This is a genomic window from Pseudactinotalea suaedae, from assembly GCF_009733815.1.
GTDB lineage: Bacteria > Actinomycetota > Actinomycetes > Actinomycetales > Beutenbergiaceae > Pseudactinotalea > Pseudactinotalea suaedae.
The window spans coordinates 225,009-243,506 of the sequence record NZ_WNXY01000009.1 but is presented as its reverse complement, the minus strand read 5'-3'; the positions used below and the strand labels follow the sequence as shown (position 1 = coordinate 243,506).

General features: G+C 74.3%; 9 protein-coding genes. 1 reads left to right on the top strand and 8 read right to left on the bottom strand.

Features of this window, described 5'->3' with window-relative positions:
• The 3 genes from GPA04_RS15935 to GPA04_RS15925 are packed head-to-tail and all read right to left on the bottom strand — an operon-like array spanning nucleotide 1 to nucleotide 4,012.
• Nucleotides 1-1,320: an extracellular solute-binding protein gene (locus tag GPA04_RS15935; protein WP_156225177.1), complete on the bottom strand. Its 1,320-nt coding sequence runs from the start codon at nucleotides 1,318-1,320 to the stop codon at nucleotides 1-3.
• Nucleotides 1,317-2,807, bottom strand: a complete 1,491-nt coding sequence (locus tag GPA04_RS15930; protein WP_156225176.1) for a sulfatase family protein — start codon at nucleotides 2,805-2,807, stop codon at nucleotides 1,317-1,319. The genes GPA04_RS15935 and GPA04_RS15930 overlap by 4 nt, the downstream gene beginning before the upstream one ends.
• 59 nt (nucleotides 2,808-2,866) lie before the next feature.
• Nucleotides 2,867-4,012, bottom strand: a complete 1,146-nt coding sequence (locus GPA04_RS15925) for an ROK family protein (RefSeq protein WP_162458637.1) — start codon at nucleotides 4,010-4,012, stop codon at nucleotides 2,867-2,869.
• A gap of 199 nt (nucleotides 4,013-4,211) precedes the next feature.
• Here GPA04_RS15925 and GPA04_RS15920 point away from each other — a divergent pair, with 199 nt between their 5' ends.
• A complete protein-coding gene (locus tag GPA04_RS15920) occupies nucleotides 4,212-6,032 on the top strand; it encodes a serine/threonine-protein kinase (RefSeq protein WP_156225174.1) in 1,821 nt (606 codons plus the stop codon).
• Nucleotides 6,033-6,148: 116 nt separating this feature from the next.
• On the opposite strand, the gene GPA04_RS15915 is transcribed toward GPA04_RS15920, so the two are convergent.
• The 5 genes from GPA04_RS15915 to GPA04_RS15895 form a co-directional block, all read right to left on the bottom strand.
• The gene (locus GPA04_RS15915) at nucleotides 6,149-8,338 is read right to left on the bottom strand and encodes a transglutaminase TgpA family protein (protein WP_156225173.1); all 2,190 of its coding nucleotides are present in this window, start codon (nucleotides 8,336-8,338) and stop codon (nucleotides 6,149-6,151) included.
• A complete protein-coding gene (locus tag GPA04_RS15910) occupies nucleotides 8,335-9,498 on the bottom strand; it encodes a DUF58 domain-containing protein (RefSeq protein ID WP_156225172.1) in 1,164 nt (387 codons plus the stop codon). The genes GPA04_RS15915 and GPA04_RS15910 overlap by 4 nt, the downstream gene beginning before the upstream one ends.
• Nucleotides 9,499-9,707: 209 nt before the next feature.
• Nucleotides 9,708-10,679 (bottom strand): AAA family ATPase, encoded by a 972-nt coding sequence (locus GPA04_RS15905; RefSeq protein ID WP_156225171.1) that lies wholly within the window; start codon nucleotides 10,677-10,679, stop codon nucleotides 9,708-9,710.
• A complete protein-coding gene (locus GPA04_RS15900) occupies nucleotides 10,676-14,011 on the bottom strand; it encodes a fibronectin type III domain-containing protein (RefSeq protein ID WP_156225170.1) in 3,336 nt (1,111 codons plus the stop codon). The genes GPA04_RS15905 and GPA04_RS15900 overlap by 4 nt, the downstream gene beginning before the upstream one ends.
• Nucleotides 14,008-18,441, bottom strand: coding sequence for a type VII secretion EssC family protein (locus tag GPA04_RS15895; RefSeq protein WP_156225169.1), 4,434 nt, complete (start codon nucleotides 18,439-18,441; stop codon nucleotides 14,008-14,010). The genes GPA04_RS15900 and GPA04_RS15895 overlap by 4 nt, the downstream gene beginning before the upstream one ends.
• Nucleotides 18,442-18,498 lie beyond the last annotated feature (57 nt).

Sequence of the window (18,498 nt, the reverse complement as noted above, 5' to 3'; positions counted from 1 at the left end):
TCATCCGAGCAGCTCGTTCACGTCGTCGAGCTCGGCCTGGGCGGTCTGCTGCGCGAAGGCGAGCGCCGCGGCCGGATCGACCCCGCCGAGCACCGCCTCGCCGACCGCCCGCTGGAAGCTGTTGCTGGCGATCTCCCGCGAGCCGGGGATCTGTGGCAGGAAGGCTGCGACCTCGAACACGCCCTCGGTGGCGAGCGCGGCCTGCGGCGAGGACCGGAACTCCTCGGTCTCGCGCACCGAGGCGCGCGCCGGGGTGTTGCCGCCGGCGATCCAGGGGGCGGAGTTGCGGCTGACCCAGTCGACGAACGTCTGCGAGGCGTGGGCGGCGTCGGCGTCCCGCTGGGACTGCCCGGTCAGCACGAAGTTGTGCGAGTTCGCGAACACCCCCGGCTGCGGTCCGATCTGCGGGAACGGCGCGACCCCCCACGCCAGGTCCGGCGCGGTCAGCTGCAGGTCCGGGATCGCGGCGGGCAGGTCGGCCAGCAGCGCGGCCGTGCCGTTCTTGAAGGGTGTGCGCGGATCGGTGACACCGCCGGGGCTGACGCCCCGGTCGATCTGCTCGACCATCCAGGCCAGGGCCTGCACCCCGGCCTCGGACCCCATCTCCGCGACGGTGCCCTCGGGGTTGTAGAGACGACCGCCGAACTGGGCCAGCAACGTGACGAAGAGCTGCCACGAGGGCGGCACCCAGAACGGCTGCGCGAGACCGTTCGACTGCAGCGCGGCCACCGTGTCGGTGTATCCGTCCGCGTCCAGGACCGGCCCGGGGGTGCCGGCGGAGGCGAGGGCGTCGGTGCTCCAGTACTGCGCCATCGTGAACAGGTCCAGCGGGATCCCGTACCGCGCGCCCCGGTAGACGCCGTTGTCCCAGGCCGCCGGGACGAAGTCCTCGCCGTCGACGCCCAGTCCCTCGACCACGTCGTCGAGCGGCACCAGGGTGTTGCGTGCCGCGAAGGTCGCGAGCTGGTCCAGGTGCATGATCGCGATGTCGGGACCGACGCCGGCACCGACCGCGGGCATCACCTTGGTGTACATGTCGTCGGCGACCAGGGAGGTCATCACGACCTCGATGTCCGGGTGGGCGGCGTTGAAGGCGTCGACCATCGCCGCCATCGCCGGACCGTCACCACCGGTGAAGGGGTTCCAGAACTGCAGGCGCTGCCGCGGTCCGGTGTACTCGCCCTCCCGGTACCGGGCGGGCTCCTGGGCGGCACCCGCACCGATCGACGGTGCGCACGCTGCGAGCAGGGCCGAGCTGCCGAGCAGACCGAGGAAGGTGCGTCGCGAGGCCGCGGCGACCGGTCGCCGTCGGGCGCTCACAGCTGCGTCCCGCCCTCGAAGGAGCTGAGCGAGGTGTCGTAGCTCTTGTCGCCGACCGGGTACATCGAGGTCATCCAGTGGTAGAAGTTGTCGCCGCGATCGCGGAGCTGGCGGTAGAGCCGGGCGAGCAGGTCGTCGCGGACCTCGCGCAGCGCGGGGTCGTCGTAGGCGTTGCGCAGCTCGTGAGGGTCGGTCCGCAGGTCGTAGAGCTCGTTGACCGAGTCGGGGTTGACCACGACCTTGTACCGGTCGGTCACCAGCATCCGCTGCGGGTACGGGAAGTGGTGGCCGTGGAACTCGCCGAGCAGGTCCTCGCGCCACGGGGCCTCGTCGGTGTCCTGATCGCCTCGGAGGATCGGCAGCAGCGAGGAGCCGTCGACGGCGTGGGCCGGGTCGAGACCGGCCAGGTCGAGCACGGTGGCGGTCATGTCGATCAGGTGGACCAGCTTCTCCGAGGTCTGCCCGGCGGCGCCGCCCGGGACCGTGACGATGCCCGGGATGCGGTAGATGTCCTCGTACATGGCCGGCCCCTTGTCGTGCAGTCGGTGCGCTCCGGTGAACTCGCCGTGGTCGGCGGAGAAGAGCACGGCGGCGTCGTCGAGGAGGTCGAGCTCGCGGGCGGCGTCGAGCACGCGCCCGATCTGGGAGTCGACGAGCGTCACGTACCCCCAGTAGGCGGCGATCAGCTCGCGGGAGGTCTGCTCCGAGAGGGTGTCGAAGGTCCAGTGGGCGCTGTAGTTGCGCTGCACCGGCGGCTTGCCCTCGAAGGTCTCCGCGATCGAGGCGGGGAGCTCGATGTCGTCCGGGTCGTACATCTCCCGGTACTCCTGGGGCAGCACGTACGGCAGGTGCGGACCGAAGAAGTGGGTGGCGAGGAAGAACGGGCGGGTGGGGTCCTCGGCGTAGCGGTGCAGCAGCTCGATGCTGCGGTCGGCGAGGTAGTGCTCGAACGTCGCCTCCAGCGGCTGGTGCAGCGTCGCCGCGAGCAGGTTCCCCGGTTCTCCGTTGGGGAAGGTGCCGCGGACCTCGTCGCTGATCCGGTAGGGCGGCAGCCCGCGCTCCTCGAGATAGCGCAGGTAGTCCGGGTGGTCGACCGGGTTGTGCCAGCCCGGCAGGTCCGGGCCGTCGAAGCCGAAGTCCGAGGCCTTGCGGTGCGTCCCGACGTGCCACTTCCCGATCAGCCCGAGGCGGTAGCCGGCACCCGCGAGCTCCTCGCTGAAGGTGTACTGACCCTCGGGCAGGTCCTCGAGATAGCCGACGTTGCGTTCGTAGTTCGCGAGCAGCTTGTGCCGGAACGGGGCTTCGCCGGTCAGCAGGCTCGCACGCGCAGGGGTGCAGATCGCCGACGGCGTGTAGCAGCGGTCGAACCTCGTGCCGGCCGCCGCGAGCGCATCGAGGTTCGGCGTCTGGACGACGGCGTTGCCGTAGCAGCCGAGGGTGTCGGTGCGGTGCTGGTCGGTGAGGAAGAACAGGATGTTGCGTGCCATGGGATCTCTCGGGTCGGCAGGGTGCGGGGAGGCGGAGGGCTGAGGGGCGGGGTGGCCGGTCAGGACGCGGCCGTGGTGGCCAGGGGCAGCGCGAGGTCCGGGTCGCGCAGCAGGGCTCCGATGCCGCCGAGAGCACCGGCCGGCTGCCCCAGCTGGGCCAGGTGCAGCCGCGGCGGCTCGGCACCGGTCGGCAGCGCGTGGCGGGTGAGCGCCGACCGCAGCGGCGTGAGCAGGTGGTCGCCGAGCGTCGTCAGCTCGCCCGCCACCACGGTGTCGGTGACGTCGAGCGCGGTGCAGGCGCCCGCCAGCACCCGGCCTGCCGCGTCCGCGGCCCGGACGACGGCGGTCTCGGCGCGCCGGTCGCCCGCGGCCAGGGCGGCGGCGAGCAGATCGAGGTCGGCCACGCCCGCGGCGTCGAGCAACGCCTGCCGCCCGGCGACCGACTCCAGGCAGCCGAGCTTGCCGCAGCGGCACGCGAGCGGCTCGTCGGTCACGCTCACGTGACCGAGCTCGCCGGCGAGGTTGCGCGCCCCGACGCGCATCACGCCGTCGAGGATCACGGCACCGCCGACGCCGGCGGCCAGTCGCAGGTAGAGGACGTCACGCATGCCGCGTGCGACGCCCCACACGTGCTCCGCGAGCCCGGCGAGGCGGGTGTTGTTCTCGAGGAGGATCGGCACACCGAAGGTGCGCTGCAGCTCGTCGTGGGTGTCGGTGACCACGGTCTCGCGGTGCGCGATCGACCCGGCCACGCCCACACCGATCCCGAGCAGCCGGGGGGTGCCGCGGGTGGCGAGCAGCGAGCGGACCATGGCGGCGGCGATGCGGGTGCGCTCGGACCAGGGGGTGGTGACGTCGCACCGGACGGACCTCGTGCCGACCACCACGTGCGCGGCGTCGGCTGCCGCGACCGTGACATGCGTGTGCCCCAGGTCGACGCCGACGATCAGCCCGACGCTCGGGTTCAGCGTGACCAGCTCGGGTCGGCGGCCGGTGCGGCGCCGGGGTGTGCTGCCGGTGGTGACGCCCAGGGCGCCCGATGCCAACAGGTCGCGCGTGAGGGTCGAGACCGTGGCCCGGGACAGGCCCAGCGCCTCTGCGAGCGCGGCTCGGTCGGTGGCGCCGTGCGCTCGGAGATGGTCCAGCAGCTGGACCTCGTGGGCCTCACGGCGGCCACGGCTGGGGTGCTCGCGTCGTTGATGCACACCGCATGGTTGAGCGCTCGGTCGCAATGCGTCAACATCTGACAGAACTTCTGTCGAGGTCAGCGGCCAGGTCGACAGAACCGCGCCGAGCCGCCGTCGCGACGGGCGGCCGGCGGGTAGCGCTGCCCTCCGGGCAGCGGCCCGGCCGCGTCGAGAACGCCTATCCTCGGCGGAGGGCGGGACGCGAGGGAGGGCGCACGTGGCTGACGACGACTGGGCACCAGCGTCCGTCAGCGCGCTCGAGGAGGTCACCGGCACCGGTCCGAGGCCGGCGCCGACCCTCGAGGTCCCCGGGTACACCGACCTGCGCGAGGTCGCCCGCGGTGGTGACTCGATCGTCTACCGGGCACGCCAGCGCAGTCTCGACCGCGACGTCGCGATCAAGGTGATCCAGGTCGCCGATCCCCAGGCCGCCACCCGGTTCGAGCGCGAGCTGGCGATCACGCTGCGGCTCGGCCGCCAGCACCCGCACATCGTCACGGTGCTTGACACGACCACCGCCTCGACCGGTGAGCCGTGCCTCGTGATGGAGTTCCACGACCTCGGCTCGCTGCACGACCGGCTCCGCGACACCGGCCCGCTCGCGGTCTCCGACGTGGTCACCGCGGGCACCGCGGTGGCCGACGCGCTCGCGTTCGCGCACGCCCACGGCGTCCTGCACCGCGACGTGAAGCCGCAGAACATCCTCGTGCTCCCCACCTCGTACGTGCTCTCTGACTTCGGGATCGCGCGCATGGCCGACGCCGGTCACACCGCCACGCTGGAGCGCTTCAGCTACCGGCACGCCAGCCCGCAGGTCCTCGACGGGCTCGCACCCACCGAGGCCGACGACGTCTGGTCGCTCGGCTCGACGCTGTTCACCCTGCTCGACGGCCGTGCGCCGTTCGCGTCGCTCGATCCCGCCGAGGACACCGCGCTCTCCTACCTGCGCCGCGTCCGCGTCGGCGAGCGCCGCACCCTGGACCGCGACGACGTGCCGCCCGAGCTCGTCAGCTTCCTCGAGGACTGCCTGGTGCCCGACCGCGAGGCGCGGCTCGCCACGGCCGCGGAGGCGTTGCGCCGGCTGCGTCAGATCCGGACCGAGGACCGCTCCTGGAACCCGGCGCCAGCCGATCACCCCGAGGCGGACGTCGCCACCCACCCGCGGCCCCACGGCGGGAGGTCCGACGGCGTCCCGGCCGGTGGGTCTGCCGTCGCACCGATCGCTGGGGCGGGTGGGCGAGCCGCGGACGAGCCCGCGCCCGAGCCGGAGGGCGGGTGGGCGCCCGGCGCCGCGGTGGCCGCCTCCGGCCCGGCCCGCACGAGCGAGCCCGACCGAGGTGGCCCACCGGTCGCCGTCGAGCGGGGCGAGGAGCGCGACGGCCACGAGCCCGCGCCGGTGGCTCCGTCGGTGCTCGCGCACGTCGGCCGGCAGCAGGCCCCGCCGCGCCGGTCCGACCCTGACGCCGACCACACCGGGCTCGCCCCGGCCGACCTCGACGACGAGCGCGAGGGCGACCGAGCCGGCCGGGGCACCGACGAGAAGGACAGCCCGCCCGCGACCTGGCGTCGCGTCGTCGCGTTCTTCGGCGGCGTGCTGCTGGTCGGAGCGGCGATCGGGGTGGGGTCGGCCGTCATCCGCAACCTCAGCGGCGACGAGGAGCCCACCGATCCGGGCACGCTCGACAGCGGTCCCGTGCCCACCTCGACCGAGGTCGAGTCCGGCGACGCGGTCGACATCCAGGTCGTCGACCCCGCGCTGTCACCGCGTCAGCTGACGATCGACCGCGACAACGGGACGTCGGTCGAGCTCAGCTGGACCCATTCCGAAGAGGCGGTCGACGTCTACGCCGTGGTCCTGGTGGAGAGCGCCGACAGCCCTGAGAACCTGGTGGCGCCGCCGGCCCTGCTCGCGCTGGCGCCACCGCTGTTCCAGGCGACGATCGAGGGGCTGGACCCGGACGGCTCGGAGTGCTTCGCCGTCGTCGGCCTGCTCAGCGACACGAAGGAGGCGGGTATCTCGAACATCGAGTGCCGCTGACCCCCACTCCGCTTTCAACACGATTCCGTCCACCCCCGGGTTTCAACACGATTCCGTCCACCTCGGGGTTTCAACACGATTCCGTCCACCCGGGGTTTGCCGCGCCCGGCGGTGGCTCAGCGGCGCCAGACCCCGGGCGAGATCCACCACAGCGTCCGACGCCACCACGACGAGCGGCTGCGCAGGCCCGCACCGACCTCGCGGCCCAGCGCCCAGGCGTCCGGCCGGTCGCCGATGATCGGGTGCGCCGGCGCGTAGGCACTCGCCTCGGCGCGCTCGGCGAGAGCGACCGCTGACCCGGCGACGCCGTCGGGCAGCGACGCGGCGAGATCTCGCGCGGTGGCGCCCGGAGGCGGCGGCGTCCCGGCGAGCCGCATCGCGTCCTCGAGGTGGGCCCACGCGCCCTGCTCACCGGCACGGCGCCAGCGCGCGCTCCGCACGAAGCGAGCGATGCCCAGCCCGACGGCACCGAGCACCGCGAGCCCGAGCGTGACGAGCGCGAGGAGCAGCGGGAGCGAGGGACCGGTCGCGTCGGCGTCGTCCTCGTCGACGACCTCGCTGTCCTCGGTGTCGGCCTCGGCGGGGTCCGGCTCGGGGTCGTCACCGGCCTCGCCCTCGGGCTCGGGGGTGGGCAGGTCGGTCGTGATCGCCGAGTCGGGCGAGGGGTCGACGGCGACCCATCCGATCCGGGACAGGTACACCTCGGCCCAGACCCGCGCGTTCTCGCCGAGCACGGTCGCGGTGCCGGCGCCGTCGGCCTCGGGGACCTGGAAGCCGACCACGAGGCGGGTCGGGATGCCGAGGGTCCGGGCCAGCACCGCGAACGACGCGGCGAACTGCTCGCTGGTGCCGACCTGGCCGCCCTCCTCGTGCGGCTGGAGCAAGAACTGCGCGAGCCGGGCGTAGGAGGAGCCCGACCGGGCGCCGTGGTCGAGCACCCGCTCCTCGCCGGTGGCGTCCGTGCGGAGGGTGTCGTTGCGGACCGCGTCCGCGAGCAACGAGACCTGCTCCCAGCGGCTGGAGACGCCGCCGGTGATCCGCTGCGCCGCCTGCGCGAACACCGGAGGGACGCGCGGCAGCTCGAGGTAGCGCTGCACGTCGGCCGCCTGCGGCACGCTCGCGCTGCCGATCGCCTCCGGGGTGGCGTCGTTGATCGTGCTGGTGATCGTTGCGGTTGCGTCCCCGTCGGGTCCCGTGCCAGTCCAGCCGCCGGCGAGCACGAGGGTGCCGCTGTCGAGGTCGAGCAGCGCGGAGACCCCGGTGACCTCGGTGGCGGTGCCGGCCGCGGGCAGCCAGGCCTCGCGGTACTCGCCTGCCGTGATCGCGTAGGTGGCGGTCCGGGTGCTGCTCGGCGGCGGGGTGTCCGGCGTCGCGACCACCCCGACCGGCCGGAGCCGGGCGTCGAGCATCCAGGAGACGCCGGTGTAGTCGGGGAGCACTACGGCCGCCAGCAGGTTCGGCAGCGGGCCGTCGAGCTCGGTCACCCTGAACATCTCGGTGTCCGGCGACTGCGCCCAGACCGCGGCCTGCGGCACAGGGTTGGTGGCGTCGGCGGGCAGCTGGGGCGGCGGCACCAGCGTGCGGGGCTCGAACGAGGACGCCGTGGGGACCGCCACCGCCGTCAGCGCGAAGGAGGCGACGACCGCGGTCGCGATCGCCGGCAGCAGCACGCCGCGGCGGCGGCGCAGATCGGCAGAGCGGGCGCGGATGGACGTGCCGGTGGTCGGTCGCTCGGTGGCGGGGAGCAGCACCCAACCCAGCAGCAGCGCCAACGCCGTCGCGAGCGCGGAGGTGCCGGTCGCATCACCGCGCCCGGCGGTCAGCAGCCCGCCCGCCACGTGCAGCACCACGGCACCGACCAGCGGAGCCACGCCGGCGCGCCTCGCGCCCACCACGGCCAGGGCGACGCCCAGGGCGACGATCCAGACCAGCAGCGCGGCCGGCACCAGCAGCGACGGATCCGGCGGGGCTGGGCGGGGCGCCGTGAGCAGCCGAGGGACCGCGTCGATCAGCGGCCCCAGCAACGAGAGCCCGGGGCTGGCCCGCCACGACGGCAGCGTGGCGTCCGCCGGGTCCGCCCGGTCGGCGAAGACCAGGGCGACGACGACGCCCACGGCGAGTCCCGCCGTCGCCACGGCCCAGCGGGGTACTCGGACGAGCCGACCGAGGGCGGCGAGCCCGAACGGGAGCACGGCGCAGAGGGCGAGCACGGCGAGCGCCCATCCGGCGGCGTAGCCCGCCGCGAGCGGGGCCAGCGCCGTCAGCAGCACGATCGCGGCCCACAGCACCGGGCCGGCGCGCCTCATCGGGCGACCGCCGAGCGCCAGGCGTGGACGAGCTCCTCGGCGCGCGGACCGCGCAGCACGGTGACGCCACGGCTGGCGCTGACGAGCTGGTCGGGCGCCTCGTCGACGATGGCGACGATCCCGACCGGGGCGGCGGAGGCGTCGGACAGCAGCGGCGCGAGCGCGGCCCGGGCACCGGTGACGATCGCGAAGATGTCGGGCGAGCCGCTGAAGAGGTGGGCGCCGGTGCTGCCGCCGTCCGTGGTCTGCACCACCGCGAGCTGCCCGAGCAGCTCCGGGTCGAGGCCCGTGGTGACCTCGGTCGGTGCGCTCGTGGTCGTGACGTCGATGCTGCCGCTGAAGGTGATGAGGCGACTCGGGCTGCGTGACTCCGCGGCCGTGGCGAGCAGCGAGGCGACCACGTCGACGGCCTCCTCGAAACCGTCGCCCGCGTAGCTGTCGGCGCGGTCGTCCAGCAGCACCGACAGGTGTGGGGCCGAGGGGTCGGCGTCCTCCCGGACCATGAGGGCACCACGGCGGGCCGAGGTCGCCCAGTGCAGACGGCGGAGGTCGTCACCGGGCAGGTACTCACGCAGCCCGGTGAGGTCGGTGCCGCCGTGGGCGATGCGCTCGTCGGCGCCGATGTGACCGCGCCGGGTGCCGGCGGGCAGCGACAGCGCGTCGAGGATGCGCGGCTCGACCAGCACGGTGGTGCGCTCGCCGTAGCTCTGCCGGACCTCGGCGAGGTCGGCCAGCGCGTACCGGTGCAGCGTCAAGGGGCCGAAGCTGATCTCGCCGCGCCGCTGGGTGGGGATCGGGAGGTCGGTGCTCTCGCTGGCGCCGGGAGCGAGCCGCGGCAGGTCGAACGGGAGATCCTCACCGCCGACGCGGTCATGGCCCGACGCGGTGATCGGCAGCCAGGTCGAGGTGTTGCGCACCACCACGGTCGCGGCGCAGTCCGCGAGCCGCGGCACCCGTGTGGGTCGCACGCTGCGCCTGACCTGCACCGGGACCGGGACCGCGACGCCGACGACCGCGGCGAGGAGCGCGACCGCCAGCGCCAGCCCGAGCCCCACGAGCCCGGGGTAGGAGGCCCAGATCCCGAAGGCCAGCAGGACCGACGCGCACGCCAGCACCGCCGCACCCCGGCGGGTCAGGCGCAGCCCGGCGAGCGCACCCATCAGCCGTGGCTCCCCGGCGGGACCAGCCGTGTCGAGATCGGGGATCGGCGGCGAGATCGCACCGCGCGGTCACCGATCTCGCCGTGGATGTCCGATCTCGGCGAGAGCGGGGGGCGGGGTGGGCGGTGGAGGGCCCGCGGGCGGTGGTGGGCCGGCGGGCGGTGGTGGGCCCGCGCGTGGTGGGTCGGGCGGGTGGGCGGGGTCATGGGTCAGGCGGGGACCGGGCGCGGGGCCTCGACCGAGTCGACGAGGTCGGCGACGATCGCGCCCGGGTCCTCGCCCGCGAGCAGCGCGTCGCGGGTGGGGATGAGGCGGTGGGCGAGGACGGGCTGGGCCAGGCGCTGCACGTCGCTGGGGACCACGTAGTGGCGGCCCTGCGAGGCGGCGAACGCCTGGCACGCGGAGATCAGGCCGCGCAGCGCGCGGGTGCTGGCGCCCAGGCGGAGGCGGGCGTCGGAGCGGGTCGCGGCACCGAGCGCGCGCACGTACCCCAGCAGCGGGTCGGCGACGTGGATCCCGCGCAGCGACGCCGAGACCGCGGCCACCCGGTCCGGGTCGGTCACCTCGCGCACCTGCTCGACGACGCCCGCGCCGCTTCCGGGCCGCAGCACCTCGATCTCGTGCTCGGGGTCGGGGTAGCCGAGCGTGATCCGCATGAGGAACCGGTCGAGCTGCGCCTCGGGCAGCCGGTAGGTGCCGTCGAGGTCCACCGGGTTCTGGGTGGCGATGACCACGAACGGGTCGGGCACGGGGTGGCCGACGCCGTCCACCGTGACCGTCCGCTCCGCCATCACCTCGAGCAGCGCCGACTGGGTCTTCGCGGCCGCGCGGTTGATCTCGTCCGCGAGCAGCACGTTGGTGAAGACCGGGCCGGGGCGGAAGGTGATCTCGCCCGAGCCCGGCTCGAACACCGCGGTGCCGGTGATGTCGGCCGGCAGCAGGTCGGGCGTGAACTGGATGCGCCGCGAGCTGCCGCCCAGCGCCGCCGCGATCGAGCGCGCCAGCGTGGTCTTCCCGGTGCCGGGCACGTCCTCGAGCAGCACGTGCCCGCCCGCGAACAGGCACGTCACCGCCAGCTCGACGACCGACCGCTTGCCCTGGATCGCGCCGCTGACCGCGTCGACGATGTCGGTGTGCAGCAGCCGGAACTCGGCGACCTGCTCGGAGGTGGACGTGCTCATCGGTGGTCGTCCTTGTCTGTTCCGGTGGTCTCGGCCGGTGCCTCGATCAGGCCCCGACGGCGGAGCGCTCGCAGGGTCCGCATCGTCCCGGCGCCCAGGAGCAGCCCCATGCCCGCGATCAGGACCGGCGGGTTCGGCGGCTCCGGCGGGGTCCAGGGGAGCGGGTCGATCTCGACGTCGGGGTCACCCGGGTCGATCGAGGCGATCTGGTAGCAGCGTTCGCCCTCGCCGCTGATGTACTCGCACCACGCCTCGCCGGGCATGTTCACGCTGGCTGACGACGTCGCGCTGCCACCTGGCCAGGTGATCGTCACCTGGACCCACCCGTCGAGTCCGACGTGACGCTGGCCGGTGCCCGACCAGAGCACCGACGACTGCGTGCAGTCGAAGCTCGTGGGCGCCCCGCCGTTCACCGACGCGGTACACGTGCCCCCGACGCCGGCCCACGTGGTGGTGGGCGTATAGGTGATCGACCCCTGGAACGTGCCCTGGTCCGCCTCGCTCCGGTCCTCCTGGGCGGTGAGGACGCCGTCGCCGTCCTTGGGGGTCGGGGGAGCCGGCGTGCCACCTGCGCTCACGGGCGCGGAGACGGTGGGCCCCTGACCGACGGCGTTCGACGCGCTCAGCGTGACCTCGACGTCGGGCACCTGGATGACTTCCTGGCACGGGTCGCAGCTGACCTGCTCGGACCAGGAGGTCTGACCCGGTCCGAGGTTGATGACCCGGCCGTCCCAGACCAACGTGTACCCCGTGAGCGGCGATCCGCCGTCGGCCGGGGCTGTCCACGTGACCGAGCGCGTGGTGAACGGAGGCTGCTGGTCGACGTGCGCCTGCACGTTCGTGGGCGCTCCCGGCGCCGTCGCGGGTGCGGGCATGTCGACGCTGTTGCTGGGAGCGGACGTCGCCGTCTGACCCTGGTAGCTCGCGCGGACGGTGAACGTGTAGCTGCCGCCGGGTGTGACGTCGATGTCCGCGGTGAGCCCCGTACCGGCCGAGATCGTGCCGCCGCTGCTCGGGATCACCACGTACTCCTGGGCGCCCGGGCTCGAGGCCGACCAGCTCAGGCGCACCGTGTCGACGTCGAGGCGGGTCGCCGTCACGCCCGTCGGCGCCGACAGCGTGGGCGGCGTCGTGGTCGTGGTGCAGGTGGTGGTCAGCTGGTTGGACTGGGCGGCGCTGGTGGTGCCGTCCGCGTGGTTCGCGGTGACCGTGAGCCGCACGGTCGCGACACAGGGGATGCTCACGTCGAGCTGGTGAGTGCCGACCGCCACGGTCTGGCTGACACCGTTCCCGCTGACGGCGTATCCCTGCGGCGCCACGACCGGCGCCTGCCAGGTCAGCCGGTAGTCGTTCCCGGTGATCCTGGTGAGGGTGACGTCGCGCGGCTGCAGGTCCGCCGGGTCGGTGGTCTCGGGCTCGCAGGTCTCGGTGGTGCGGGCGGAGGTGGCCGAGTACTCGCCGGCGTCGGCGTGCACCGCGGTGACCTCGAGCTCGATCGGTTCCCCGCACGCCACGTCGGCGAGCACCACGCTGGTCTCACCGGCAGCGACCGTGACGCTGCGACCCATCCCGGTCACCACGTACCGGTCCGGGGTGATGGCGGGCGCGGTCCAGCCGACGACGACGTCCTCACCGGCGCGCTCGGCCACCACGCTGCGCGGCGTCAGCTCCCCGGGTGCCGGCGGGTTCACGCAGGCGGCGGTCGTGACGTCGGTGCCGGCGCCGACCATCGCCTCGCCGTGCTGGCCGTACACGGTCAGCCGGACCGTGGTCCCGCAGGTCAGCCCGGACAGCCGCAGGCTGCTCTGGTCGGCGGCGACCGACTGGTTCACCGCGCCGTCGGAGCTCGTCACCAGGTAGCCGTCGGGCTGGACGACCGCGGGTGTCCAGCTGAGCTGGACCGAGCCGTCCGGCTGCAGCACCGCGGTCACGCCGCTCGGTGCCTTGTCGGCGTCGCCGTCGGTGCCGTCGGTCGACCCGCCGCTCGGGCCATCGGTCGGGTCGATGCTCGGGTCGACCGTGGGGTCGTCGTCGGGGTCGTTCGTCGGGCCGCCGGTGCCGGTCTCGGTCGCGTCGTCGGCGGGGTCGGGAGGCAACGGCGGGTCGATGTCGACCGGTGGCGTGGTGGTGCCGGTCGGCGGCGGCGGCGTGGTGGTGCCGGTCGAGATCGGTGGCAGCGGCTCGGTGTCCTCGACCACGTCGGTGGGCACCTCGGCGCCCGCCAGGTCGGTCACCGTGGTGCTGCCGTCCTGCTGCACGACCACGATGCGGCCGTCGTCGGGGTCGTGCACGACCAGCCGGCCGTCGTCGACGATCAGCTCGGGGTCCCCGCCTCCGGGCACGACGATGTCGGGTCCGGCGGACAGCCCGTTCTCGTCGAGCACGATCACGCGGCCCTCACCGCCGCACGGCACGTACACGCGCCGTTCCAGCACCGCCGGGCGCAGCGGCTGCGCGCAGCCCACGCCACCGACGTCGACCGTCAGCAGCTCCCGGCCGCTGATCATGAAGACCAGCCCGACGTCGGTCGCCGACGCCGGGACCAGGTCGGCCGGGGACGTCGCGGCCGCCTCCACCTGCCCCTGCAGCGCGGGCACCTGCTGCACGTAGTCGGTTCCGACCCCGATCTGCAGGATCGCCCCGCCGTCGGGCGCGAACACGGTGACGCCGCTGTCGTGCGGCACCAGCCGCGTCCCAGCGCCGGCGCCGGCGACCGGCCGCTCGAGCGAGGTCGAGAACTCGCCGGACTCCTCGACCCAGTCGAGCTCACGCAGCTCGCCGGAGGTCGTCATCAGCCAGACCGTGCCCTCGTCGTCGATCACGACGTCGCTGAGGTCCTCACCGGCCCGGTACGGCGCGCCGAGGCTCGCCATCGAGAGGGGGTCGACCACCTGCACGAAGCCAGGCTCGGTCTCGGCGAGCATCACGTGCCCACCTCCGATGAGCACGGTCGTCTCGCCGTCGGTCTGGCGGCCGGAGCCGGCGACCAGGCCGGCGAGATCGATCGAGGTGACCACACCGGTCTCGAGGTTCGTGACCACGAGCAGGCCGTCGTTCTGGGTGACCTCCATGCGGTCGCCGTCGCCCCCGATGACCAGCCGGTACTCGGGCTGCCCGGTCGCGGGATTGATCTGCACGACCGAGCCGTCGTTGCCGCCGAGCCAGGTCTGCCCGTCGGACATGTCCATCGCCGCGGCGGCGACGCCGTTACCGACGACGGCACCCACCACGAGGAGGCCGCCCGCCGCGGCGATACCGGCCTCGACGATGCCGCGCTCGCGGCCCGCCGTGCTCAGCCGGCGGCGCCACCACGACTGCCTCTTCGCGCTCATGAGGTACCCCCGGGTCGACTCGCTGATAGTAGTTGGACCACGTGCGTCGTCCCCCCGGCCACCAGGAGAGCTCTGCCCATGCCGGACAACGGTTCGGCGGTGTGCATCGGGATCGTCACCGAGGCCAGCGACCCGTCCGACATCTCGGGCGAGAGCAGCGCGATCCGGCGGTGGCGCCGCAGCGCCTGCGTCAGCCCCGGCACGTGCTGGCGCGACCGGGCGTCGTCGGAGTCCGAGACGGCCACGACGGCGATGCCGGGCTTTCCCGTCAGGGTCTCCATCAGCGTCTCGACGGCGACCCGCTCGGTCCCGTTGCGCTCCCACGCTCGTTCCCACTCGTGGAGGTCGTCGATGAGCACGAGGTGCCAGTCGCGCTCCGTCGGGGTGGTCAGCCCGGCCGCCCAGGCGGCGACCTGCTCGGGGTCGGTGAGCACCTCGTCGGCGAAGGTCGGTTCCACCAGACCTTCCGGGGTGAGCACGCCGTCGGCGGCCCGCGGCCCGATGAGCGTGACCCGCGCGGGCGGCTGGGTCGACCGTCGGGCCACCTGGCCGAGGGCGAGCAGCGCGGACGTGCGGCCGCTGCGGCTGCGGCCCGCGATCAGCAGCGGCGCCTCCAGCAGCGAGAGCGTCACAGCGCTGACGTAGCCGTCCTCGACACCGAGGCAGACGTCGTCGCGCGTCGGTGCCGGGGCGAGATGCTGCGGGACACGACCCGGCATGCCCGGCACCGGGGTGGCGGGTGCGCCGACCGGGGCCTCGTACCGCGCAGCGACGACCTCGCACAGCGCGGCGAGCCGCTCGGTCTGCAGCGGTGTGCCGGCCCCGCCGACCGTGGCGACCTGCACCTCGTCCTTGCCGACCAGGCCGCGACCGGGCGCCGAGTCGCCGTCGAGCACGTCGCCGGGGACGCCGAGCATCGTGTAGTCGTCGGCCACGGTCATCCGCAGCACGAGGCGCTGCCCGAAGGTCGCCTGCACCGGGGAGGTGATGCCGGTGCGCTGCGGGCTGGTGGCCGTGACGTGCACGCCGCAGCGGCGGCCCTCCTGCAGGATCGTCACGAGGTGCTCGGCGTGCTGGCGCCGGACCGGGCCGCCGCCGTCGAGGGTGTCGAGCACGGCGGGCAGGTTGTCGATCACCAGGTGGATCCGCTGCAACGGGGTGCCGAGCGCGGCCAGGCCGGCGATGTCGGCGGCGCCGCGGGCGGCGAGCAGCGCGTTGCGCTCCTCGATCGACCTCGCGAGCATCCTGATCAGCCGCAGCATCCGCTCGAGCTGCTGCTCGAGCACGACCGACCCGACCGACTCCATCCGCTCGAGGACCGAGAGCGCGCCACCGCCCGCGTCGATCGCGTACACGCAGCCGGGCAGGTCGGACTCGGAGCCGGCGGTCACGGCCGCGGCCACCGTGCGCAGCAGCTCGGACTTGCCCGAGCCGGAGGCGCCGAGCACGAGCAGGTGGCCGGCGCGGGCGAAGTCGACGACGAACGGCAGCTGGGTCTGCTCCGCCGGTCGGTCGATCAGCCCGAGCACGACCTGGCCCGGACCCTGCACCACGGTGTGGGTCTCCTCGCGCGAGCCCGCCACGAGCGCCTCGTCGTGGGCGCCCTCGCCCAGGACGAGGCGTCCGGGTGCGGTGCACACCATCGGCACGTCGACCGGCAGCGGCGGCAACCACGGCTTCTTCGGCGCCGGCCGGCCGGTCCGCAGGAACGCCGTGCCGGTGGTGGCGACGATCCGGTCGAGATCCGACCTCGGGTGCACCGTGGTGCCGCGCCCGCCGGGTCGCTGCCCGCTGAGCTCGCGCGCGGTGAACGGGCTGATCCGGACCTTGCCGCCGTCGGCGTGGATCTCCTCGCGGGCGCCCACCCAGGCGACCTGCACGAGCTCGCGGGTGCCGTGACCGGTGCGTCGCAGCCACGCCCGGCCGGGGGTGCGGCGGGAGATGTGGGCGGCGTCGGGGGCGTCGATGACGTCCATCGAGTCCTCGGGGGCGGCGACCCGCAGAGCGATGCGCAGGTCGGTGTTCGCCTTGATCTGCGGCGTCACGACGCCGGCCGGGCGCTGGGTCGCGAGCAGCATGTGCATGCCGAGCGAGCGGCCCCGCTGCGCGATCGAGACCATGCCCTCGACGAACTCCGGCACCTCCGCGAGCAGCGCGGCGAACTCGTCGACGCAGATCAGCATCGACGGCGGCGCCGCCTCCGGGTTGCTGCGCTCCAGTGCGAGCAGGTCCTTGGCGCCGTACTGCGCGAGCAGGTGCTCGCGGGAGGTCAGCTCGGCGTGCAGCGAGGTGAGGCACCGCTGCACCAGCGCGGGCGTGAGGTCGGTGATGTAGCCGACGCTGTGGGGCAGCTCGGCGACCTCGCGGAAGGCGGCGCCGCCCTTGTAGTCCACCAGCAGGAACGTGATCCGCGAGGGCGGGTTGTTCATCGCGAGCGAGCACAGCAGCGACTGCAGCAGCTCGGACTTGCCGGCGCCCGTGGTGCCCGCGACCAGGCCGTGCGGACCGTCCTCGCGCAGGTCGATGGTGACGACGCCCTCGCCGCCCGTGCCGAGCTGAGCCCGCAGCCCGGTCGAGGTGGCCCAGCGCTCGATGAGCCGCTCGACGTCGTCGGGGTCGGCGAGGTCGCCCGAGAGCCCGGGCAGTCGCACCTGCGGGGGCAGCATCGACTCGGCCGCGAGCACGGCGGCCTCGTCGCGGTAGCCGGACAGCGCCCGCGCCGCGCGCCAGACCTCGGTCAGGCCGAGCGCCTCGACGCTGGTCAGCGGCTCCACGCCGCCACGGTCGCGGTGCAGCAGCGCCCCCACAGCGCCCTCCGCTCCCGCGGCAGCGGGGTCGACCGTAGCCTCGCCCAGCGCCACCACCGTGGCCGTGGTGGCCGGAACGGTCTCGACGTCCGAGCCGATCCACAGCAGGTGCAGCCTGCGCTCGACCGCGTCCGCGGCCACGGCCTCGACCAGGCGGCGGGGCAGCCCGGCACCCTCGTCGACGAGCACGAGGGTGTGGGCCGTGCCGCCGTCGGCGCTCGCGAGCTCCTCGAGCAGCGCCTGACCCTCGGTCGCGCCGATCGCCACGCAGGCCATGCCGCCGTTGCGCGGCGCGGCGTGGGGCAGCCACCGCAGCCAGGACTCGATGTGCGAGCGGCCGGGCCCGAGCGCCGCCGCGACCTGCACGTCGGTCGGGGAGTGGGTGACGGCGAGGCGCAGCACGGTCGCGCGGACCCACGCGTCGACGTCGGCGGTCTCGCCGGTCACGGCGGCCAGGCCGGCCTCGACGAGCTCGAGCGGCACCGGGAGATCGGCGAGCGTGGCGCGCTCACCGAGGGCGCGGCTGCCCTCCGCCTGCAGGCCGCGGTCGCCGTGGTTGAGCTTCTTCGCCGTCAGCAGCGCGGCGCGCGGCCCGCGGCCCGCGCGCACGGCGAGGAAGTCGTCGCTGTCCGGGCGGCGTACCCAGAGGCGGTGGTCGCGGGCGACCGCGCGGGCGAGGACGACGTCCAGGTCGGGCTCGTCGTCCTCGGCGTTGCGGCGCTGCGTGGTGGCGGCGTCGTCGAGGGTGGCGAGGAGCTCACGCATGTCCTGTCGCCAGATCGCCGACTCCGCGGCGAACTCGCGCCTGGCGGCGCGGCGCTGGATCAGCCACGTCAGCAGCATCATCGACGGGAAGCCGATCATGAACACCAGCGCCAGCGGGCTGCGGCTGTAGCTGAACATCACGCCGCCCATCAGCACCGGCATCAGCATCATGGGCCAGGACAGCGGGGTCTTGCGCTGCGAGGTGGGCGGCGCGGGTGTGTCGAGCTCGGCCGTGGCGACCGAGTCGCCGAACCGCGGCGAGCGGAGCACGCCGCGCTCGCGGGCTGCCTCGCCGTCACCGGGATGGATGAGCAGGACGCTGTCGCCCAGCGTGATCCGCTCGCCGTAGGCCACCGGGGTCGACCGGGTGATGGTGCGGCCGCCCACCACGGTTCCGTGCGCCGACCCCTGGTCGAGCACGACCGGTGTCTCGGCCAGCAGGATCCGTGCGTGCACCCGGCTCACCAGCGGGTCCCGCAACCGCAGCCCGGCGGTGCCCGCGCGACCCACGACCAGGGTGTCGCCGGTGATGTCGGCGACCAGTCCGACGTCGGGCCCTGCCACCACGTGGACGGTGGCGCGCGGGGCGCGGCGCGGCCCGGGGCGCGTGCGCCAGTCGGTGGGGACGCCGGTGACCTCGAGGACGTCGCCGTCACGCAGGCCGGCCTCGGCGAGCGGGGTGTCGGCGGGCCACGTGCGGCCGTCGCTGACGGGTGCCAGCAGCATCCCCCGGCCACCGAGGTGTTCACCCAGGCCGGCGGCGAGATCGGCGACCGTGGAACCTTCTCCGGCGTCGACGACGACGTCGACCGGTGCCAGCTTGCTCTCCGGTGTCGGCAGCACGCTCAGTCGCCACATGGTCGCTCTCCTGCTGGTCGTCGGTGCTGCCGACGCTAGGGAGCCACCGGTGGGAGA